Here is an 18,105-nt window from a genome sequence, read left to right on the forward strand (position 1 = left end):
GCGGTCGTGCGCGTCGTGCAGGAGAGCGTCACGAACGCGCGGAAGCACGCGCGGGACGGCGCCGCCGAAGTCGCCGTGGAGTACGCGGAGGATGCCATCCTGATCACGGTGACGAGTTCCGGGCGCGGTGTCCCGGGGCAGGCGGCGCACGGGGGAGGGCGGGGGATCATCGGGATGCGGGAGCGGGTCGAGAGTCTGGGCGGGGAGCTGCGCGCCGCATCGACGCAGGGCCGCTTCGTCGTCCGCGCGAGGATCCCGGTATGAGCGGGCCGCACGGGGATCCCGGCGTGAGCGGGCCGGACGAGCATCCCGGCGTGACCGGGCCGCACGCGGATTCCGGCGTGAGTGCACCGCACGGGCAGGGGCGGCTGCGCGTGGTGGTGTGCGACGATCAGGAGCTCGTGCGCACCGGCTTCATCACGATCATCGACGCGCAGCCGGACATGGTGGTCGTCGGGGAGGCCGAGAACGGGGAGGAGGCCGTCCGTGTCACCGCGCGGGAGCGCCCGGATGTCGTCGTGATGGACATCCGCATGCCGCTCCTGGACGGGATCGAGGCGACGAGGCGGATCGCCGGTCCGGAGGTCGACGCACCGGCACGGGTCCTCGTGGTCACGACGTTCTCGATGGATTCCCTCGTGTTCGACGCGCTGCGTGCGGGGGCCAGCGGATTCCTCCTCAAGGATGCGCGTCCGGCCGAGCTGATCGCCGCGATCAGGACCGTCGCCGCCGGCGACTCGCTGATCGCTCCCGCCGTGACGAGGGCGCTGATCGGTCGATTCGGCGAGCGGCTGCGGCCCTCGGCGCAGAGCAGCGCCGCGCTCGATGCCCTCACCGCGCGCGAACGCGAGGTGCTGGTGCTGCTGGCCGACGGGCTCTCCAACGCGGAGATCGCGATGCAGCTCGTCATCAGTCCGGAGACGGTGAAGACGTACGTCTCCCGGCTGCTGATGAAGCTCGGCGTGCGGGATCGCGTGCAGGCGGTCGTGCTCGCCCACCGCCTCGGCCTCGCCTCCTGACGGGTCCGCGCGCCCTCGGCGCGGTGTGCGCGCATCCCCCGAGCGAGGGACCTCGGATGTCCGCGCGCGGGCGATTCGCAGCGCTTCCGGCGTCCGTAGCGTCGATGCTGCAACCGATCCGAGGAGGAACGATGGACACCCCGACCCACGACCCCGCAGCGCCGCCCTCGCCGCGCACGACCGTCGCCGCGCGCAGCCCGCTCCGCCGGAGGGGGGTGCGCCTGTCACTGCTGGTCGTCGGGCTCGCGGCGGCGATGCTCGTCACCAACGCGCTCGCCTCTGCCGTCGAGAACCCGTTCCTGAGCGTGATCGTCGGGCCTGCGCTCGCCGCCGGCATGATCGGGCTCTTCGTGTGGGCGGGGCGACGGCTGGAGAAGCGCGTTGTGGAGGAGTTCCCGCGCCGGGATACGCTGCGGCACCTGGCACTCGGCGGCGGGGTCGGGCTGGCCCTCGCGGCGGTGTCGATCGGCATCATCGCGCTCTTCGGGGGCTACCGGATCACCGGGTGGGGATCGGTCGCCGGGGCCGTCGCCGTCGCCGGCACGATGTGCGCCGTGGCCGTGTCGGAAGAGGTGGTCTTCCGCGGCGTCGTACTCCGCCTTCTCCGCGGTCGGTGGGGCACCGTGGTCGCGCTGGCCGGGTCCGCTGCGCTCTTCGGGCTCCTCCATCTCATCAACCCGGGCGCATCCCTCTGGGGAGCGCTGGCCGTCACGATCGAGGCGGGGCTGATGCTCGGCGCCGCCTACCTGCTGACGGGGTCGCTCTGGCTGGCCATCGGTCTGCACTTCGGGTGGAACGTGGCCCTCGGCGGGATCTTCGGCACCGTCGTCTCCGGGGCCGACGCCGGGACGGCCGAGGCGCTTCTGCGCGGAGCCACGGCTGGTCCGGACTGGCTCACCGGCGGCGCCTTCGGCCCCGAGGGCAGCGTCGTGTCGGTCGTGGTCTGCCTCGTCGCGACGACGGTGCTGCTGCTCCTGCGGCGCCGCCGGAACCGCTGAGGGAGGCACGCGGCGGCGCACGGGGAGGGGTGGGACGGCACCCTCCCCCGCGGCCGGTGCGTCCGCGCGGGCGGGCGGCGCGGCTCAGCTGTCCGAGGCGATGCGGAGCGCCAGCTTCCCGACGTAGTGCTCGCGGAGCGCGCGGTGGGCGTCCTGCACCTCCGCCAGGGGGAACTCGCGCGCGACGTGCGGGGTGAACGCGCCCGTCTCGATGACCGCGTTGAGGCGGTCGAGCGCCCGGCGGCTCCGGTCTCCGTCGAAGAAGGACAGCGGCACGGCGGTCGGGGTCTCCGGGAGCGGATGCACGCCGTGCGGCCAGGCGATGCGTCCGGACGCCTTCAGGGTATCGAGCGCGCGCTCCGCCGTCCGTCCGCCCGCCGTGATGAGTGCGGCATCGACGCCGTCGGGGGCGAACCGCCGCGCCGCGCGCCCGACGTCTTCCGTGCGACCGTCGACGACCGCGTCGGCGCCGTGGGCCTGCGAGAGCGCGACGCCGTCGCTTCCGGAGGAGACCGCGAGCACGCGCAGGCCCCGGGCGTGTGCCAGCTGCACGGCCATGTGGCCCATGCCGCCGCTGGCGCCGAACACCATGAGCGTGCGCCCGGGTTCGAGGTCGAGCAGGTCGAGGCCGCTCTGCGCGGTCAGGGCATCCCACGCCATCACCCCGGCCTGTGCCGTCGTGAGCCTCTCCGGTACGCGCGCCACGTGCTCTTCGGAGACCACGCCGTACTCGGCGTAGAACCCGCCGCGCGGCACGGGTGTCGAGGCTGCGTACACCCGATCGCCGACCGCGAAGCGGGTCACAGCGCGGCCCACGGCGGCCACCGTGCCTGCCGCATCCCAGCCCAGGACGTACGGGAAGCGCGAGGGCACCCCGAACACGCCGTCGTAGTCGCCGTCCCGCTCGACAGCATCCCAGGAGGCTGCACCGGCGACCTCGACGCGCAGCAGGACGTCGTGCTCTCCGACCCTGGGGACGGGGATCTGCCGCACGGCGAGCTCGTCGACGTCGCCGAAGCGGTCGAGCACGGCGGCGTGCATGAGCGCGGGCGCGGTCGCGCCGCGAGGGTCGGGGGTAGGGTGCGCGGACATGAGACTCCTTTTGCTTGATCGACTCAACTACATCAGAAGTGCATGAGTGGATCAAGCAATTTGTTTGATGCACTCCAGGTTTAGAGTGGGGGCATGCCCGTTCCGCACCGTCCCTCGACCGAGACCTCCGAGGCCGAGAGCGTCCTCCTCGACCTCGTGAACGCCTACGAGCAAGCCTTCGACATCGCCGCGGCCTCCGTCGAGCTCAGCGCCGCACAGGCCTGCGTGCTCGGGCGGCTCTCGGAGCATCGTGCGATGGGCGGTCTCGCGACGGAACTGGGCTGCGACGCCTCCAACATCTCCCAGATCGTCGGCCGCCTGGACGGGATGGGCCTGACCTATCGGGAAGCGTCACCCCAGGACGGGCGGGTCCGCGTCGTGGCGCGCACGGCCGAGGGCGACGCGGTCGCGGAGCGGTTCGAGCGCTCGTTCGGCTTCGCGAGGGACGCACTCGGGCGCCTGACCGCCGAGGAGCGGGGCACCCTCACGGCCTTGCTGCGCAAAGCGCTCGACGAGCCCGCCAACCGCTGACGCCACCCCGACGGGTGAGGCGGGTGCGTCGGAGAGACGGGCACGGACGGGGGAGGGGCGCGTCGGCGAGACGGCGCGGCGTCACCCCCGGCGACGCCAGCGGCGCAGCCCGATGCCCAGGATGACCACCGCGGCCGCGACCGGCAGCACGGGCAGCGTGACGAGTGCGACCGTGGCCGCCCCCGCCACCGCGGCGAGCAGCAGGCCGTCGAGCGCCCAGGCGAGGCGGACGGCGGCGCCCAGGTCTCCCATCGGGGAGGGCATCGGCGCGAGGAGCGCGGGCGGCAGCGGACCCTTCAGTGCCGAGCTCACCCTCGTGGCGACGGCGAGCAGCGCGAGCACCGGTGCGGTGAGCAGAGCTGCCGGCGGAGTCCCGGTCACGGCCGCCCACGCGACAGCCGCCGCGAGCAGCACGGCTGCCGAGACGGCGAGCGGGAACAGCACGTGCTCCGACAGGAGCCGCTCGTCGCTGATCCCGTACAGGGGGAGGTCGCCCGTCACGGCGACCGCGTGCCGGAGCCCGTCCGTCAGCGGACCGAGCCCCGCGAACACGAGCATCCCGGCGCCCGCACCCAGCCCCCAGAGCGGTGCGACCGTCGCCGACGCCAGCGTGAGGAGCACCCCGGCGGCGGCGAGCGCCGCGAGGGAGAGGACCAGGCGCCCCGGGGTCCGCAGCGCGCCGATCGCGTCGCGCTGCAGCATCACGGTCGCGTGCCGGCGGAGCGGACGGACGGCGCGGAGCCGGCGGCCGAACCGCGGGGGAGCCTGGTAGACCGCGAGAGCATCGCCGAAGTCCATCGCCGTCGCACGCACACCGGCGGAGTCCCAGCGGAGGGCCTGGCTCAGCAGCTCCTCCCGGCCGAGCCGGTTCAGCATCGCCGGCACCAGGGCACACAGGGCGACGGTCAGCGCGGCGAGGGCGACCAGCGCGAAAGGGGGCCCCGCGCCGGGATACGTCAGTCCGACCCAGCCCCACGGAGTGAGCGGCTGCAGCAGGGGCACGGCAGCCGTCAACGCCCCCAGGCCGAGCACTCCCGCGGCGCTCGGAGCCGCCGCCCGCGGAGAAGCCTGCCCGAGGAGCCACAGGGCCGTCGTGATCACCCCGACGAGCGCCCCGGTGAGGAGGAAGCCCGCGGCGCCGATCAGGTCCACGCGGCCGGCGCCGGCGAGGGCGAGGGCGATCAGCCCGGCGGCGGCCGTGGTCAGTGCAGTCGCCGCCGCACCGGCGCGCAGCAGCGGGCCGCGGAACGCCTCCGCCCCGGTGAGGTCGCCGGTGGCGAAGGTATGCGTCAGGAAGGGCGGCCGCAGAGCCGGACCCCGCACACGGCCGCCGAGCAGAGCGCCCGCCCACAGTCCCGCGACCAGGGCGACCACGGCTCCGTCCGCCGCGGGGGAGGCGAGTGCCGCGGTGACCGCAGGGCTGGTCGCGGTCACCCACGCCGCGCGCACGAGCGGGGCCGCCGCCACCAGCGCGAGCATCAGGATGAGATACACCGCGTACGCGTGGTCGCCGCGCGTGCGGGGTGTGCGCGCCCGCCAGATGCGGAGGGCCGCCGCGACGCGTCCGGTCATGCCGCCGCGTCCAGCCACAGCGCCTGTTCGCCGAGCGCCTCCGCGAGCACGGGGCTGTGCGTGGCCACGACCACGGTGGCGCCGTCCGCGCAGCGGGTGCGCAGCACGCGGATCACCGTCTCGACGTGCTCGGGGTCCAGGCGCTGCTCCGGCTCGTCGAGGAGCAGCACCTCGAACGGGCGCGCGAGCACCAGGGCCAGGCCGAACAGCTGCGTCTGCCCGGAGGACAGCTCGTGCGGGAACCGTCGCTCGAGGTCCGTGAGCCCGAGCTCGGCGAGCACGCGCCGGGCGATCGCTTCGGCCGCGGAGGCGTCGTCGGCCCAGGTCGTCGCGACCAGCAGGACGTGTTCGTGCACGGTGAGGTCGGGGGCCATCGGGGGCAGCCCGATCATCGCGGCGACGCGACGCCGGAAGGCGGGGTCACGGGGGGCCACGGGCTCTCCGGCGATGTGCACCGCGCCGTTCGTCGGGGTGCGAGCGCCGGTGAGCACGCGCAGCAGCGTCGACTTCCCGCTGCCGTTCGCGCCGCGGACCACCAGTGCTGTGCCGCGTCGAGCCGTCACGGTCACGGCGGGCAGAAGCGTCACCTCGCCCGCGGTCACCTCTGCCGCCGCCACGTCGATCATGCGTGTCATCCTCTCAGGTCGCGGGGAGCCGGGGCCCGCCGACGCGGCGACGGCGCCCGCCCGTGCGGCCGAGGCTCGCGGTTCCCGGCGAGCCGCGCAGCCGGAAGGTCGCGACCCCGCTCGGGGCCTCAGGCGAGTCCGGTCTGCCCGGCGGAGGCGCCGGCGGCGATCCGGCGGGATTCGCGCACCAGGGTCCAGACCTCGCGAGGGCGGTAGCGCAGGAAGAGTCGCTGCGGTCGCGTCCCGCGCACCAGAGCATCCGTGCCACCGTCGCAGTACACGACCTGCCCGGTCATGAAGCGGTTGTCCGCCGAGACGGCGTGGGCGAGGAGTGCGGCGACCGCGGCGACGGGTCCCGGTGCGCCGAGCGGCTGGGGGAGCGCGGTCTCCAGCAGGCGCCGCTCCTGCTCCCAGCTGCGCAGCACGACCTCGGTGCCGATGATCCCCGGCGCGACGGCGTTCAGGACGATGCCGCTGCGGGCCCATTCCGGCCGGACCGCGGTGGACCGGACCCAGTGGTTGAGCGCGATCTTGCTGGAGCGGTAGAGCTGACTGCCGCGGCGGGTCCGGATGAGCCTGTCCGCCACGCGGAGGGCGGCGGGCTCGTCTCCGCGCAGGCAGGCCCGCACCAGCGCACCGCTGCCGCGGTTCAGTGTCGAGGAGGACGAGACCACGACGGCCGCGGGGGCGGCGGACCGCGCGAGCAGCGGTCGGAGTCCGTCGAGCACGGCGGTCGTGCCGAAGTGGTTGAGGGCGACCGTCTCCCGTCGTGGCGTGCCGATGCCCGCCGCCGCGACCACGCCGTCGACGCGGCCGCCGCTCAGCGCCTCGACCTCGGCGCACAGCTGCGAGCGCCCTTCCGCTGTCGACAGGTCGGCGCGGACGTCCACCTCGTCGCCGATGCCGCAGCGGATCACCCGCCCTGTGCCGGCGAGCGCGTCGACCACCGCACTGCCCAGGCCGGAGTCTGCTCCGGTGACCACGTACACGCGGGGATCCGATGCCATGACCTCATCCTGAGGCAAAGTTTGCAGATCTGCAAACTTTGCGTGGATCGGGATAGAGTCGACGCATGGCGGAGGCGCACGAGAACGGGCACGACGCGCGGCGCCGACGCACCAGACGCGCCTTGCAGGAGAGCGCGTCGCAGCTGTTCGACGCCCAGGGGTACGAGTCGACGACGGTCGCCCAGATCGCCCGCAGGGCAGACGTCTCCGAACGCACCTTCTACATGCACTTCCCGACCAAGGAGGACCTGCTCTTCGCGCATGTCGGCGACTACGCGACGCTCGCCGCGCGCACCGCCCACGAGACCGCATCCCCGCACGCCGTCGAGCGCGTGCGCGCCGGGATGCAGGCACTGATCGACGCCTCCACGAGCGACGCGGCCGTCGCGCGTCAGGCGGCGATCCGCGCGGCCATCGGGGCCCGCGGCGACGTGCCCCGCGCACTGGCCACGCAGCTGATACACCTCGCGCGCGGGCTCGCGGTGCAGGTCTCGGCCGACACCGGTGCCGCGGTCGCGGACGTCGCGCCGATGGTGGGAGCCGCCCTCGGCGCCGTCGAGGGCGCTGGGCTCGACGCAGGGCTCCGTGGCATCGCCGTCGACGAGCGGCGAGCCGCAATGCTCCGGGCCCTGGATGCCGCCCTGCGCGGTTTCCGGGAGCCGCCGGTGGGCGCATCTCACCCGTCCGGGTGAGGCGGTGAGGAGCCGGAGAGTGGGAGCATGAGGGCGATGGCACCGGAGACACCCGCGCGCACGTCGACTCGACAGGCCTGGCTGCGGGTGGACCTCATCGTCGCGCTCCTCGCGGTCATCGTGCTGCTGCCGTCCAGCATCGCCGTCCTGACGGAGCCCGCCCTCCGCCCCGAGCCGGCGGTGCTCGCGACGGTGATCGCGCTCTGCCTGGCGCTGCACGCCACGACGTTCCTGGCGATCCGCCACCCCCTCGCCGCACTCCTGGGCGCCGACGCGGTGATGCTCGTCCTGGTGCTGATCTCGATGATCGACGCGGTGCCCACCGCCTTCCTGCCCTCTGCCTCCGCGTATCTCCTCGTCGTCGGCCAGGTCGCGGCGCAGTCCCGCCGGCCGTTCCCACTCCTGGCACTGGCGGGCGGTGTCTTCGGGGCCGCGCTCATCGCCGTCGTCGAACCGCAGCTCGGCGACTTCCGGCTCGGTGCGTTCGCCGGTCTCTGCGGGGCGATCGCGGCCGCCTGGGCGATCGGCCTCGTGATGCGTGCGCGGCGGGACCAGGCGGAAGAACGGGCGACGACGCGCATCGCGACGGCGCTCACGGAGGAGCGCACCCGCATCAGCCGGGATCTGCACGACGTGGTCGCCCATGCCATGACGGTCATGATCGCGCAGGCGGAGGTCGCGAGGGCTGTGCGCGACGACGACCCGGACCGCAGCGATGCGGCACTGGGGGTCGTCGTCGACACCGGACGTGAAGCCCTGCGCAGCATGCGCGCGGTCGTCGCGGCGGAGGCGCCCCGCGAGCCGCTGCCGACCATCGACTCGCTCGGTGCGCTCGTGGACGGCGTGCGCTCCCCCACCGTGCAGGTGCGCCTCGAGGAGTCAGGGGAGAGGGGCGAGCTGCGGGCGGATGCTGCGCTCGCGCTGCACCACGCCGTGCGGGAGGCGCTGACCAACGCGCTCAGACACACCGCGCCTCCCGTCGCGATCGACGTGCACCTCCGCTGGCTCCCGGGTGGGCTGGAGGCGACGGTCGCGGACGACGGAGGGTCGGGCGCCCGCGGGTCCGACCTGGGCTCCGGCACCGGGCTGATCGGCATCGCCGAGCGGGTGCGGCTGGCGGGCGGAACCCTCACCGCCAAGGAGCGGAGACCCGCGGGCTGGCTCATACAGGTCGAGCTCCCCGTGGAGAGGGGCGACTCGTGAGTGTGCGCGTGCTGATCGTGGACGACCAGGAGCTGCTGCGCACGGCGATCGCGCTGACGCTCGAACGAGACCCGCGCATCGCAGCGGTCGTCACCGTCGCCTCGGGGGAGGCCGCGATCGAGCACGTGCGCGCCCACGCCGTGGACGTGGTCCTGATGGACATCCGCATGCCCGGGATGGACGGGATCGCCGCCACGCGCGAGATCCTCCGCGTCCGTCCGGGGATCCGCGTGCTGATCCTCACGACCTTCGACCTCGACGAATACGTCTACGCCGCCATCCGCGAGGGGGCGAGCGGCTTCCTCACGAAGGACGCGACCCCGGCGGCGCTCGCCGATGCGGCGGTCGCGGTGGCCGCCGGTGAGGCCGTCATGTCTCCCCGCGCCACGACCGCGCTGATGGGGTTCGTGCGCGGCGGTGCGCCCGCGGCCGATCCGGAGCGGGTGCTCGCGCAGCTCAGCCCTCGCGAGCGGGAGGTCGCCCGCGCGCTGGCCACCGGGGCGTCGAACGACGACATCGCGCGACGGCTGTTCCTGTCGGCGAACACCGTGAAGACGCACGTCAAGGCCGTGCTCGCGAAACTGGGCGTGCCCGACCGTGTGCACGTCGTCATCTGGGCATACGAGAACGGACTGCTGCGCCCTCGCGGCTGACGGCATCACCGCGGCGGGATCACCCGCACGGGTGAGGGGAATGCCTCGCACGGGAGAGGTCGGACGCCATCGGCGATTCCTAGCGTGGAGCCATGTCACCTCTCACCCGCACCATCGTCCTCCTCGCCGCCGCAGGCGGCGCCCTGGCCGTCGCCGTCACCGCTCTGGTGATGATGCTCGCGCCGGGGCTCGATCCGCTGCCCTCCAGCCTCGCGGGGCACCTCGGCGCCGGTGTCGAACTCGCCCTCGCCCTCATGGGCGCCCTGACCGTGTTCGTCGTGTCGGTGTCTGCGCTCCTCGCCCGCGGCGCCGCACCCCGCGGCGTCTCGCCGGGGCTGCTGCGCGGGGCTGCGCTGCTCGCGGCGCTGCTGGTCGCCCTGACCACTCCCGGCGGCATCATCCCCGCCGCGGGCTATACCTTCGCGCTGACCGTCATCGTCGGAAGCGTGGTCCTCGTGGTGCTGGTCGCGCTCCGCTATCCCTGGTTGGGCCTCGTCCTCGCGGCCGCCCTCGTCGGGCTCGTCGTGGCGGCGGTCGCCGTCGGGGCGGGGGCCCTGATCGCCCGGATCGTCGGAGCGCTCGGCGCCATGCTGCCCCACGCGGCCATCCCGCTCGCTCATGTCGCCGCCGCGGCGGGACTGCTCGTCTGGACCATCGACCAGGCGCGCGGCGCGCGGGGACGGCTGGCGATCGCGGTGCTGCGTCATCGTCGCCTGATCACGATCGCCGCCGCGGCCTGCGCGCTTCCCTACGCGGTCGCGCGGGCGACCTGGCTGACACCGTGGCCGCTCTTCGGCGGCTCGGCGGAGCTCTTCGCGGCAGAGCCCGAGGCCCGGGTGCTCGGCCTCGCGCTCGGCGCCGCGATGCTGACGGGCGGGGTGCTCACCCTGGGGCTGATCCGGCCGTGGGGCACCCGCTTCCCGCGGTTCTTCGCCGGGATCGGCGGGCGGACGGTCCCGCCGGCGCTCGCCATCGTCCCCGCGGGTGTCGTGAGCGTGCTGTTCACGGCGGCCGGGCTGCAGTTTGCGTTCGAGGGCACCGGGTCGATCTCCGACACCGGCTACCTGCTGCTGATGTTCCCGTTCTGGCTCTGGGGTCCGCTCCTCGGGCTGGCGACGTGGGGCTACGCGATGGTCAGGGCGACGACCCCCGCTCGTCAGCCCGAGGTCGTGCCGGTCGGCTGAGGTGCGACTGCCTGGGTGAGTCGTGCGAGCGATCGCAGGAACGGCTCTCGGTCCTCCTCCGGCAGCCGCTCGAGCAGCGAGGCGTAGAGGCCGCCGAGTGCATCCGTGGTGGAGGAGACGATCTCCCGTCCCCTGTCCGTGACCTCCACGATCCGCACTCGGCGGTCCTCCGGCAGGACCTTCCGCTCGGCCAGTCCTGCGCGTTCGAGGGCGTCGAGTGTGTTGACCATCGTGGATTTGTCCAGGCAGGCCAGCTCCGCGAGTTCCTTCTGCGTCTTCTCGCCGGCCTCGGCGCACAGGAGCACGCTCACGGTGCGTAGCGTGGTGTCCAGGTCGTCCAGCTCGTCGGCGGCCTGCTGCTCGATCGACCGGGTCAGCAGCTGCAGCTGCACCACGAGGTCGCTCACCGTGCGTGCGATCATGAGCCCAGGGTAGCAGTGCGGATTCGGATCGTCTAAGAATAGATCATCTGATACTGTCTGAACGTTCACACGCTCCCACCGAAGGGTCACCCCATGAAGACCGACCACGCCCGTTGGGCAGCGCTCATCGTCCTGTGCATCGGCACGCTGATGACGATCCTCGACGAGACCATCGTCAACGTCGCCCTGCCGGTGATGCAGGAGGAGCTCGGGTTCACGCAGGCCGGCGTCTCCTGGGTGATCAACGCGTACCTGGTCGCCTACGGCGGGCTGCTCATCTTCGCCGGGCGCCTCGGCGACCTGATCGGGCATCGGCGCGTGCTGCTCATCGGGGTGTCCGTCTTCACCGTCGCCTCGGTCGCGGCGGGCCTGTCGGCGAACGCGGTGATGCTCGTGACGGCCCGCTTCGGCCAGGGTGTCGGGGCCGCACTGATCACGGCGGTCACGCTTGCCCTGATCGTGACGATGTTCACCGACCCCGGGGAGCAGACCCGCGCGATCGGGTTCTACAGCTTCACCTTCGCCGGCGGCGGCGCCCTCGGTCTCCTCGTGGGCGGGGTGCTCATGCAGCTCACGAGCTGGCAATGGCTGTTCTTCATCAACGTGCCGATCGGCCTGCTCAGCCTCCTCGTCGGCTGGCGTCTGCTCCCGCGTGGCGGCGGGCCCGGCCTCACCGCCGGGCTCGATCTCCTGGGCGCGGGACTGCTCGTGGCGGCGGTGTCGCTGCTGGTCTCCGGCATCATCAACGCCGAGCACCACGGCTGGGGCGGCACCACTCTCGTGCTCCTGAGCGGCGCGGTCGCGCTGCTCCTGGCCTTCGTCATCCGGCAGCGGGTCGCGCGCGTGCCGCTCCTGCACCTCCGCATCCTGAGGGAGCGGGACGTGGCGGGCGCGAACATCGTGCAGTTCCTCGTCACCGGCGGCCTCTACGGGTCCTTCTTCCTCGCGACGCTGCTCCTGCAGCAGGTGCTCGGCTACGCCCCGATGCAGATGGCACTGTCGTTCGTGCCGCTCACCATCGTCACCGCGATCGCCTCCATCCTCCTCGCGCCGTTCCTCACCGCGCGCCTGGGGGAGCGCGCCACGCTCCTGGCCGGGCTCGTCGTGTTCCTCGCCGGTACGGTGCTGCTGTCGCACGTGCCGGTCGGCGGAGACTACCTCGCGGACGTCCTCGCACCCCTGCTCCTGCTCGGCCTGGGCATCGGCGTCGTGCTGCCGCCGATCATGGCTCTCGCGATGTCCGGCGCCACGGAGGACCAGGTCGGAGTGGTGTCGGGGCTCGCCAACTCGACGGGCATGATCGGCGGGGCCTTCTGGACGGCCGTCGTCGCCTCCCTGAGCGGGGCGGTCACGAGCGGGCTCGTCGATGCCGGGGTCGCGGAGCGGGAGGCACTCCGGCAGGGCCTCGCCGTGGGCGCGCTCACCCTCGCCGTCGTCCTCGGCGGCGCGCTCGTCGTCGCCCTGGTCGTGCTCCGGAGGCGGCTGCCGGCCGAGCCGACGGATGGCGGTGATGTGGGCGCCGCGGAGGACGGAAGAGGCGCTGGGCGAGCCGCGCTCCGATCGTCTGCTCCACCCGCCGCCCGATCATGACGCAGCCCCGTCGGCGGTCAGCACGGCGAGGGACGCCGCGAGCACCGCGTCGGGGATCCAGGGGGCGCGGCGAGGGTCGCGGAGAGCATCGCGCACCGCCGCGTACGGGATCTGCACGAGCGCGAATCGGGCTCTGCCGAGGGTTTCGGCATCCGCGACGCCGAAGTGCGCTGCGGCGAACCGTCGGATCGCGCGGCCTACCGCGTCGTTCAGCCCCGACAGCTCCGCGCCCAGCTCGTCGGGCCACCGCGCGATCAGGTCCTCGCGCCGGTACAGGGCGAGGACCGCCGCCTGGCTCGGGTGCGCCGCGCTCCACTCCAGCGTGTGCCGGACCGCCGCGCGGGCTGCGGTGAGAGGCTCCTCGTCGTCGAGCGCCGCCAGGAAGCCCTGCTGGAACTCCTGCACCGTCCGCAGCCACAGCGTCGCCAGCAGCAGGTCGCGCGAGGGGAAGCGGTGGTAGATCGAGCCGGAGGGTGCGCCGAGGCGCTGGGCGATCGCCGTCACCGTGGCTGCGGCGACCCCCTCTTCCGTGATCACGGTCAGCGCGGCATCGAGGATGCTCTGGTCGCTGTACTTCGCGGCGCGTCCCATCAGCCGTGCGGCTCCTTCGCCGCCAGCGCGCTGAGCGTGAGCAGCTGCCGGCGCATCATCGGCAGGTCGCCCCAGGCGAGGAGGGAGCGGCGCAGCCCGCCGAGCGGGCCGGGAGGGCGAGGCAACCACAGGGTCGCCGCGAGCCGGGTGCCGCCGTCGGGCAGCGGGTCGATGCGGTACCCGACGTCGAGCGCGCCGAAGACCCGGGTCGGCCATCCGCCCTTCATCCGCAGGGTCAGCGAGCGCTGCGACTCGAAGGCGACGAGGGTGAAGATCGTCATGAACGTCTGGCCCCGTCGGAGCCGGACCATCGCGGGGTCGGCCACGCGAGGGCTGCGGCGGGCGAAGTTGTCGATCACGTCGTAGCTGTAGGGTGCACGCCGCAGCTGACACAGCCACAGGAACAGGGCCGCGGGGCTCGCGGTCGAGCGGACGGCCCTGGTCGCCACGCGCAGATCCGGTCCGAGGGCTGCCGCGATCCCGCCATCCGGAGGGGACATCGGGACGGGCGGCCCCCACACCCAGGGCAGACGCGGGGGTGCGGAGGGCGGGGCGACCGTCGAAGCGCGCATACGCTGATATTAGCGAGCTCTCTCTATTATGTTCAACGGGGAGGCGCAGGGCGCGCTCCTCTCTCCCGGTCACTCCGCGGCGGCCGGGGTGCGCGCGGCCCGCCGCAGCTGCACCGCGCCGACGAATCCGAGCGCGAGGAACGCGGTGGCGATCAGCAGCGCCCACCGCGTGCCGTCCGTGAAGCCGCCCGCGAGCGCATCGACCGCCTCCTGCGTCCGGTCCCCGAGCGCACTGCTGCTGCCCTCGGCGCGCAGCTGGCCGATCGTCGTGCCCGCGGACTGGCGGGTGCTCGCGGCGAGCTGATCGGCGGTCGCGTCGTCGAGCCCCGTCTTCTCCAGCGCGGCGGGAAGGGTTATGGCGAGCGAGACCGACAGGGCCGCGCCGGCGAACGCGGTGCCCAGCGCCGAGCCGACCTGCCGGACCGTGCTCTGCGTCGCCGAGCCCTGGCCGGAGAGGTCGACGGGTACGTCGCGGAGCACGGTGCCGGTGAGCTGAGCGGAGGCGAGTCCCAAGCCCAGCCCGTAGACGATGAGGGGGAGCGCGACGAGCCACGCGGGGGTCGTCGCCTGGATCGTGAGCGCGACCGCCAGCACGCCGACCACCTCCAGTCCGAGCCCGATCAGGACCGTCCCCGGCGCGCCGAAACGGGCGGCGAGGTGCCGCGCCGAGGCGCCGGAGAAGAACGCTCCGACCGCCATCGCCGCCAGCACGAGTCCCGCCCCCATGGCGTCGAGGCCGAGCGCGTTCACCAGGTACAGCGGAAGGATGAAGATGATCGCGAACTCGCCGACCGCGACCATGGCGGCCGTCAGATTGCCCCACGAGAACGTGCGGAAGCCGAACAGCTCGAGGTCGAGGAGCGCCGCGCGACGCACTTTTTCGCGGTGCCGCTCCCACACCACGAACAGCGTCAGCGCGATGACCGCGATCAGCAGCGCGACCGGCACCGCGGAGACGGGTGCGCTCTCCGGCCACACCCAGCCGAAGATCTTCAGGTCCTGCTTCGGCGTCCACCACCCCAGGTCCGGCCCCTCGATGACCGCGAACACGAGGGCGCCGAAGCCGACGGCGCTGAGCAGTGCGCCGTCCACATCGACGCCGGGGAGCTTCTTGGCCGCACGCGTCTCGCCCACGGTGAACAGGGCCGCGATGAACACGATGATCCCCATCGGGATGTTCACCAGGAAGATCCAGTGCCAGGAGGCCCACTGCGTGAGCGCCCCGCCGGCCAGGGGGCCCACGGCTGCGGCGCCCGAGATCACGGCGCCCCAGACCCCGAACGCGGCTGCCCGGTACTTCCCGCGGAACACCGCGTTCACGGTGGAGAGCGTGGACGGCATGATCAGCGCCGCGCCCACGGCCTGCACGGCGCGGGCGCCGATGAGTGTTCCGGAGGTCGTCGAGATCGCGGCGAGCAGGCTGCCGCCGACGAACACGGTCAGGCCCGCCAGGAACAGCTTCTTCCGGCCCCAGCGGTCGGCCAGGTTGCCGGTGGAGAGCAGCAGCGCGGCGAGGAGAACCGCATAGAGGCTGTTCACCCACTGCGCGTCGGTGAGGTCGAGGTGCAGGTCCTCGATGATGGTCGGCAGGGCCACGCCGACGATGGTGCCGTCGAGCACGATCATGCCAAGGCCGACCGAGAGGACGGCGAGTCCGAGCCACTCTCTGCGGGTCGGGGGAGCGTCCGTGGAGTCGGCGGTCATGGCTGGCCTTCCGTGCGGCGGGTGGGGGTCAGGACCGGTGCGGACGCACCGGATACCGTCGCGCTGGCGGAGCTGCGGGCTCCTTCCGGGAATCTACGCAGGCTCGATTCGACGGGGCAATGATTAAACGATTATGCTGACGACGTGCCCGAGCCTTCCCCGTCGCGCGTCCGCATCAGGGACGTCGCCCTCGCCGCCGGCGTCTCCGTCGCCACCGTCTCCCACGTCTACAACCAGCGCGGCCGGGTCTCCGAGTCCACGCGCGCCAGGGTGAAGGCGATCGGCGATCGTCTCGGATATCAGCCGAACCAGACCGGGCAGGCGCTCCGCAACGGCCGGGCGAACGTCCTCGCGATCGTGCCGAGCTTCCGCGACCCGCGGATCACCGAGGCGTCCTTCATGCCCTGCTTCCGCAGCATGGTGGCCGGGGCCGCCGCCGGCGCGGCGGAGGCCGGCTTCGCGATCACGGTCGCGCGCGCCGAGGCCGACGGTCAGGTCGCGACGACCCTGGCCTACGACGGTCTCATCGTGGTGGACACGATGCCGAGCGACCCGGTCGTGGAGCGGGAGATCCGACTCGGTCGGCCGGTGGTCGCGGTGGGGGGATACGACGCGCGTCCCGGTGCTCGGGTGCACGGCCTCCGGCTCGGAATCCGTGGTGCTCTCGCGGGATATCTGGAGGCGGCGACCGCCGAGAGCGACGACGTGCGGCCGTCGATCTTCGTCGGCCCGCGCTGGGACCACCTCACGAACGACGCCATCGCGGGCTTCCAGCGCTGGTGCGCGCAGCACGGGATCACCCCGCAGGGCGGAGCGCTGGAGGCCGACGAGTCGCTCGATGCCGCCGCGATGAGGATCCTGTCCGCGAAGACGCCGCCCACCGTGGTGCACTGCCTGAACGAGTCGTTCAGCGCCGCCATCCTGCGCGCCGCCGAGCGCGTGGGGCTGGACGTGCCGGAGCAGCTGCGCGTCACGACCATCGGCGATCCGCACGGCCACGGGGCGCAGCGCGGCGTCGACTACTTCGTGCGTGAGCCGTACGAGAACGGTGCGGCCGCCGCCCGCACGCTCGCGTCGATGGTGGCCGGCGAGACGCCCGCGGACACCCTGCTCGAACTCCCGCTCGTGTCCGTCCCCCCGCCCCGTTCTCCGTACGTGCTTGCGTGATGCTTCGCCGCCCCCTACCTTGTAGGCAATCGGACCGGCGGGGGTTAACCGATTAGGCAGGGTTTTCCCCGCGGTCCCCGAACCGCGCGACAAGGAGACGACATGCCCGACGACAACGACATCAGCCCGGCGGCCCCGATCTTCACCCGGCCTGCGGAGGCCGCCGGTGCCGCCAGACACGTCATCCCCGACAAGGAGTCTCTGCCGGCGACCGCCAAGCAGATCGTCGAGGACGAGACCATCCTCGACGGCAACGCGCGGCTGAATCTCGCCACCTTCGTCAGCACGTGGATGGACGACGAGGCCAAGCAGGTCTACGAGGCGTCCTTCGACAAGAACATGATCGACAAGGACGAGTACCCGCAGACGGCCGCGATCGAGGACAACTGCTGGCACATGCTCGCGAACCTGTGGAACGCGCCGGATGCGTCGCGCAGCATCGGCACCTCCACGATCGGGTCGTCCGAGGCGTGCATGCTCGGCGGTCTGGCGTTCAAACGGCGCTGGCAGCAGGCCCGGCGCGCCGCAGGCAAGGACACCGCGACGCCGAACCTCGTGATGTCGAGCGCCGTGCAGGTGTGCTGGGAAAAGTTCTGCAACTACTTCGACGTCGAGCCGCGGTTCGTGCCGATCAGCGAGGAGCACAAAACGCTCGACGGCCACGACCTGGAGAAGTACGTCGACGAGAACACGATCGGCGTGGTCGCGATCATGGGCGTCACCTACACCGGCATGTACGAACCGGTGGCGCAGATCGCCGCCGCGCTCGACGAGATCCAGCAGAAGACCGGGCTGGACATCCCCATCCACGTCGACGGCGCCTCCGGAGCGATGATCGCGCCGTTCCTGCAGCCCGACCTGGAGTGGGACTTCCGCCTGGAGCGCGTGCACTCCATCAGCACCTCCGGGCACAAGTACGGGCTCGTGTACCCCGGTCTCGGCTGGGTGGTGTGGCGCGACGCGCAGTGGCTGCCGGAGGACCTCGTGTTCAAGGTGAGCTACCTCGGCGGCGAGATGCCCACGTTCGCGCTGAACTTCTCCCGACCAGGCGCCCAGGTGCTGCTGCAGTACTACCTGTTCCTGCGGCTCGGCTTCGAGGGATACCGGGCGGTGCAGCAGGCGTCGCAGGACGTGGCGAAGTACCTGTCGGCGGGGATCGCGAAGCTCGATGCGTTCGAGCTGTGGAACGACGGCAGCGACATCCCCGTGTTCGCCTGGCGGCTGAAGGACGGCCACACCGACAAGTGGACGCTGTATCACCTGCAGGACCGGCTGCGGATGCGCGGCTGGCTCGTGCCCGCCTACCCGATGCCCGCGGATCTCGAGCAGCTCACCGTGCAGCGCATCGTCGTGCGCAACGGCCTCAGCATGGACCTGGCCGAGTCGCTCCTCGCCGACATCGAGACCGAGGTCGCGTACCTCGACGCCCTCGAGTCGCCGATGCCGCTCGAAGCGCCGCACGCGGCCTTCCACCACTGAGAG

At 72.8% G+C, this 18,105-nt stretch carries 19 protein-coding genes; 11 read left to right on the forward strand and 8 right to left on the reverse strand.

Annotated elements, in window-relative coordinates:
- The 3 genes from M3C17_RS12495 to M3C17_RS12505 all read left to right on the forward strand — a co-directional run.
- The coding region (locus M3C17_RS12495; RefSeq protein ID WP_396820141.1) for an ATP-binding protein at positions 1–264 on the forward strand (264 nt) is incomplete at its 5' end.
- Positions 261–1,019 carry a response regulator transcription factor gene (locus tag M3C17_RS12500; protein WP_259978097.1) on the forward strand — a complete coding sequence of 253 codons (759 nt, stop codon included), beginning with the start codon at positions 261–263 and terminating at the stop codon, positions 1,017–1,019. The genes M3C17_RS12495 and M3C17_RS12500, both read left to right, overlap by 4 nt.
- A gap of 131 nt (positions 1,020–1,150) precedes the next feature.
- Positions 1,151–2,017 (forward strand): CPBP family intramembrane glutamic endopeptidase, encoded by an 867-nt coding sequence (locus M3C17_RS12505; RefSeq protein WP_259978098.1) that lies wholly within the window; start codon positions 1,151–1,153, stop codon positions 2,015–2,017.
- An 84-nt stretch (positions 2,018–2,101) separates the two neighbouring features.
- On the opposite strand, the gene M3C17_RS12510 is transcribed toward M3C17_RS12505, so the two are convergent.
- A complete protein-coding gene (locus M3C17_RS12510; RefSeq protein ID WP_259978099.1) occupies positions 2,102–3,109 on the reverse strand; it encodes an NADP-dependent oxidoreductase in 1,008 nt (335 codons plus the stop codon).
- A gap of 93 nt (positions 3,110–3,202) precedes the next feature.
- Between M3C17_RS12510 and M3C17_RS12515 the strand changes: the two genes are divergently transcribed.
- Positions 3,203–3,640 carry a MarR family winged helix-turn-helix transcriptional regulator gene (locus M3C17_RS12515; protein WP_259978100.1) on the forward strand — a complete coding sequence of 146 codons (438 nt, stop codon included), beginning with the start codon at positions 3,203–3,205 and terminating at the stop codon, positions 3,638–3,640.
- Between the two features lie 81 nt (positions 3,641–3,721).
- Here M3C17_RS12515 and M3C17_RS12520 read toward each other — a convergent pair whose 3' ends face one another.
- The 3 genes from M3C17_RS12520 to M3C17_RS12530 all read right to left on the reverse strand — a co-directional run bounded on the left by M3C17_RS12520 (position 3,722) and on the right by M3C17_RS12530 (position 6,845).
- Complete coding sequence (locus M3C17_RS12520; RefSeq protein ID WP_259978102.1) at positions 3,722–5,212, reverse strand: DUF6297 family protein; 1,491 nt, start codon at positions 5,210–5,212, stop codon at positions 3,722–3,724.
- Positions 5,209–5,838 (reverse strand): ABC transporter ATP-binding protein, encoded by a 630-nt coding sequence (locus M3C17_RS12525; RefSeq protein WP_259978103.1) that lies wholly within the window; start codon positions 5,836–5,838, stop codon positions 5,209–5,211. Before M3C17_RS12525 ends, M3C17_RS12520 begins: the two co-directional genes overlap by 4 nt.
- 128 nt (positions 5,839–5,966) lie before the next feature.
- The gene (locus M3C17_RS12530) at positions 5,967–6,845 is read right to left on the reverse strand and encodes an SDR family oxidoreductase (RefSeq protein ID WP_259978104.1); all 879 of its coding nucleotides are present in this window, start codon (positions 6,843–6,845) and stop codon (positions 5,967–5,969) included.
- Between the two features lie 65 nt (positions 6,846–6,910).
- Here M3C17_RS12530 and M3C17_RS12535 point away from each other — a divergent pair, with 65 nt between their 5' ends.
- From M3C17_RS12535 to M3C17_RS12550, 4 genes are all read left to right on the forward strand, one after another.
- Positions 6,911–7,537 carry a TetR/AcrR family transcriptional regulator gene (locus tag M3C17_RS12535; RefSeq protein ID WP_259978105.1) on the forward strand — a complete coding sequence of 209 codons (627 nt, stop codon included), beginning with the start codon at positions 6,911–6,913 and terminating at the stop codon, positions 7,535–7,537.
- A gap of 36 nt (positions 7,538–7,573) precedes the next feature.
- Entirely contained in the window at positions 7,574–8,740 is a 1,167-nt protein-coding gene (locus M3C17_RS12540) for a sensor histidine kinase (protein WP_259978106.1), read from the forward strand.
- On the forward strand, positions 8,737–9,393 hold the full coding sequence (locus M3C17_RS12545) for a response regulator transcription factor (RefSeq protein ID WP_259978107.1): 657 nt from the start codon (positions 8,737–8,739) through the stop codon (positions 9,391–9,393). The genes M3C17_RS12540 and M3C17_RS12545 overlap by 4 nt, the downstream gene beginning before the upstream one ends.
- A 92-nt stretch (positions 9,394–9,485) precedes the next feature.
- A complete protein-coding gene (locus M3C17_RS12550; RefSeq protein WP_259978108.1) occupies positions 9,486–10,577 on the forward strand; it encodes a hypothetical protein in 1,092 nt (363 codons plus the stop codon).
- On the opposite strand, the gene M3C17_RS12555 is transcribed toward M3C17_RS12550, so the two are convergent.
- Complete coding sequence (locus tag M3C17_RS12555; protein ID WP_259978109.1) at positions 10,550–10,999, reverse strand: MarR family winged helix-turn-helix transcriptional regulator; 450 nt, start codon at positions 10,997–10,999, stop codon at positions 10,550–10,552. The two genes, M3C17_RS12550 and M3C17_RS12555, sit on opposite strands and share 28 nt — an antisense overlap.
- A 93-nt stretch (positions 11,000–11,092) precedes the next feature.
- Between M3C17_RS12555 and M3C17_RS12560 the strand changes: the two genes are divergently transcribed.
- The gene (locus M3C17_RS12560; protein ID WP_259978110.1) at positions 11,093–12,589 is read left to right on the forward strand and encodes a DHA2 family efflux MFS transporter permease subunit; all 1,497 of its coding nucleotides are present in this window, start codon (positions 11,093–11,095) and stop codon (positions 12,587–12,589) included.
- On the opposite strand, the gene M3C17_RS12565 is transcribed toward M3C17_RS12560, so the two are convergent.
- From M3C17_RS12565 to M3C17_RS12575, 3 genes are all read right to left on the reverse strand, one after another.
- Positions 12,584–13,180 (reverse strand): TetR/AcrR family transcriptional regulator, encoded by a 597-nt coding sequence (locus M3C17_RS12565; RefSeq protein WP_259978111.1) that lies wholly within the window; start codon positions 13,178–13,180, stop codon positions 12,584–12,586. The genes M3C17_RS12560 and M3C17_RS12565 overlap by 6 nt on opposite strands.
- Positions 13,180–13,752, reverse strand: a complete 573-nt coding sequence (locus M3C17_RS12570; RefSeq protein ID WP_259978112.1) for a hypothetical protein — start codon at positions 13,750–13,752, stop codon at positions 13,180–13,182. Before M3C17_RS12570 ends, M3C17_RS12565 begins: the two co-directional genes overlap by 1 nt.
- 69 nt (positions 13,753–13,821) lie before the next feature.
- Positions 13,822–15,456 (reverse strand): DHA2 family efflux MFS transporter permease subunit, encoded by a 1,635-nt coding sequence (locus tag M3C17_RS12575; RefSeq protein ID WP_259978113.1) that lies wholly within the window; start codon positions 15,454–15,456, stop codon positions 13,822–13,824.
- 144 nt (positions 15,457–15,600) lie between these two features.
- Between M3C17_RS12575 and M3C17_RS12580 the strand changes: the two genes are divergently transcribed.
- Together M3C17_RS12580 and M3C17_RS12585 are read left to right on the forward strand one after the other, a co-directional pair.
- Positions 15,601–16,623 (forward strand): LacI family DNA-binding transcriptional regulator, encoded by a 1,023-nt coding sequence (locus M3C17_RS12580; RefSeq protein ID WP_259978114.1) that lies wholly within the window; start codon positions 15,601–15,603, stop codon positions 16,621–16,623.
- 102 nt (positions 16,624–16,725) lie between these two features.
- Entirely contained in the window at positions 16,726–18,102 is a 1,377-nt protein-coding gene (locus M3C17_RS12585) for a glutamate decarboxylase (protein ID WP_259978116.1), read from the forward strand.
- Positions 18,103–18,105: the final 3 nt, after the last annotated feature.

It is taken from the genome of Microbacterium sp. p3-SID336, from assembly GCF_025143365.1.
GTDB lineage: Bacteria > Actinomycetota > Actinomycetes > Actinomycetales > Microbacteriaceae > Microbacterium.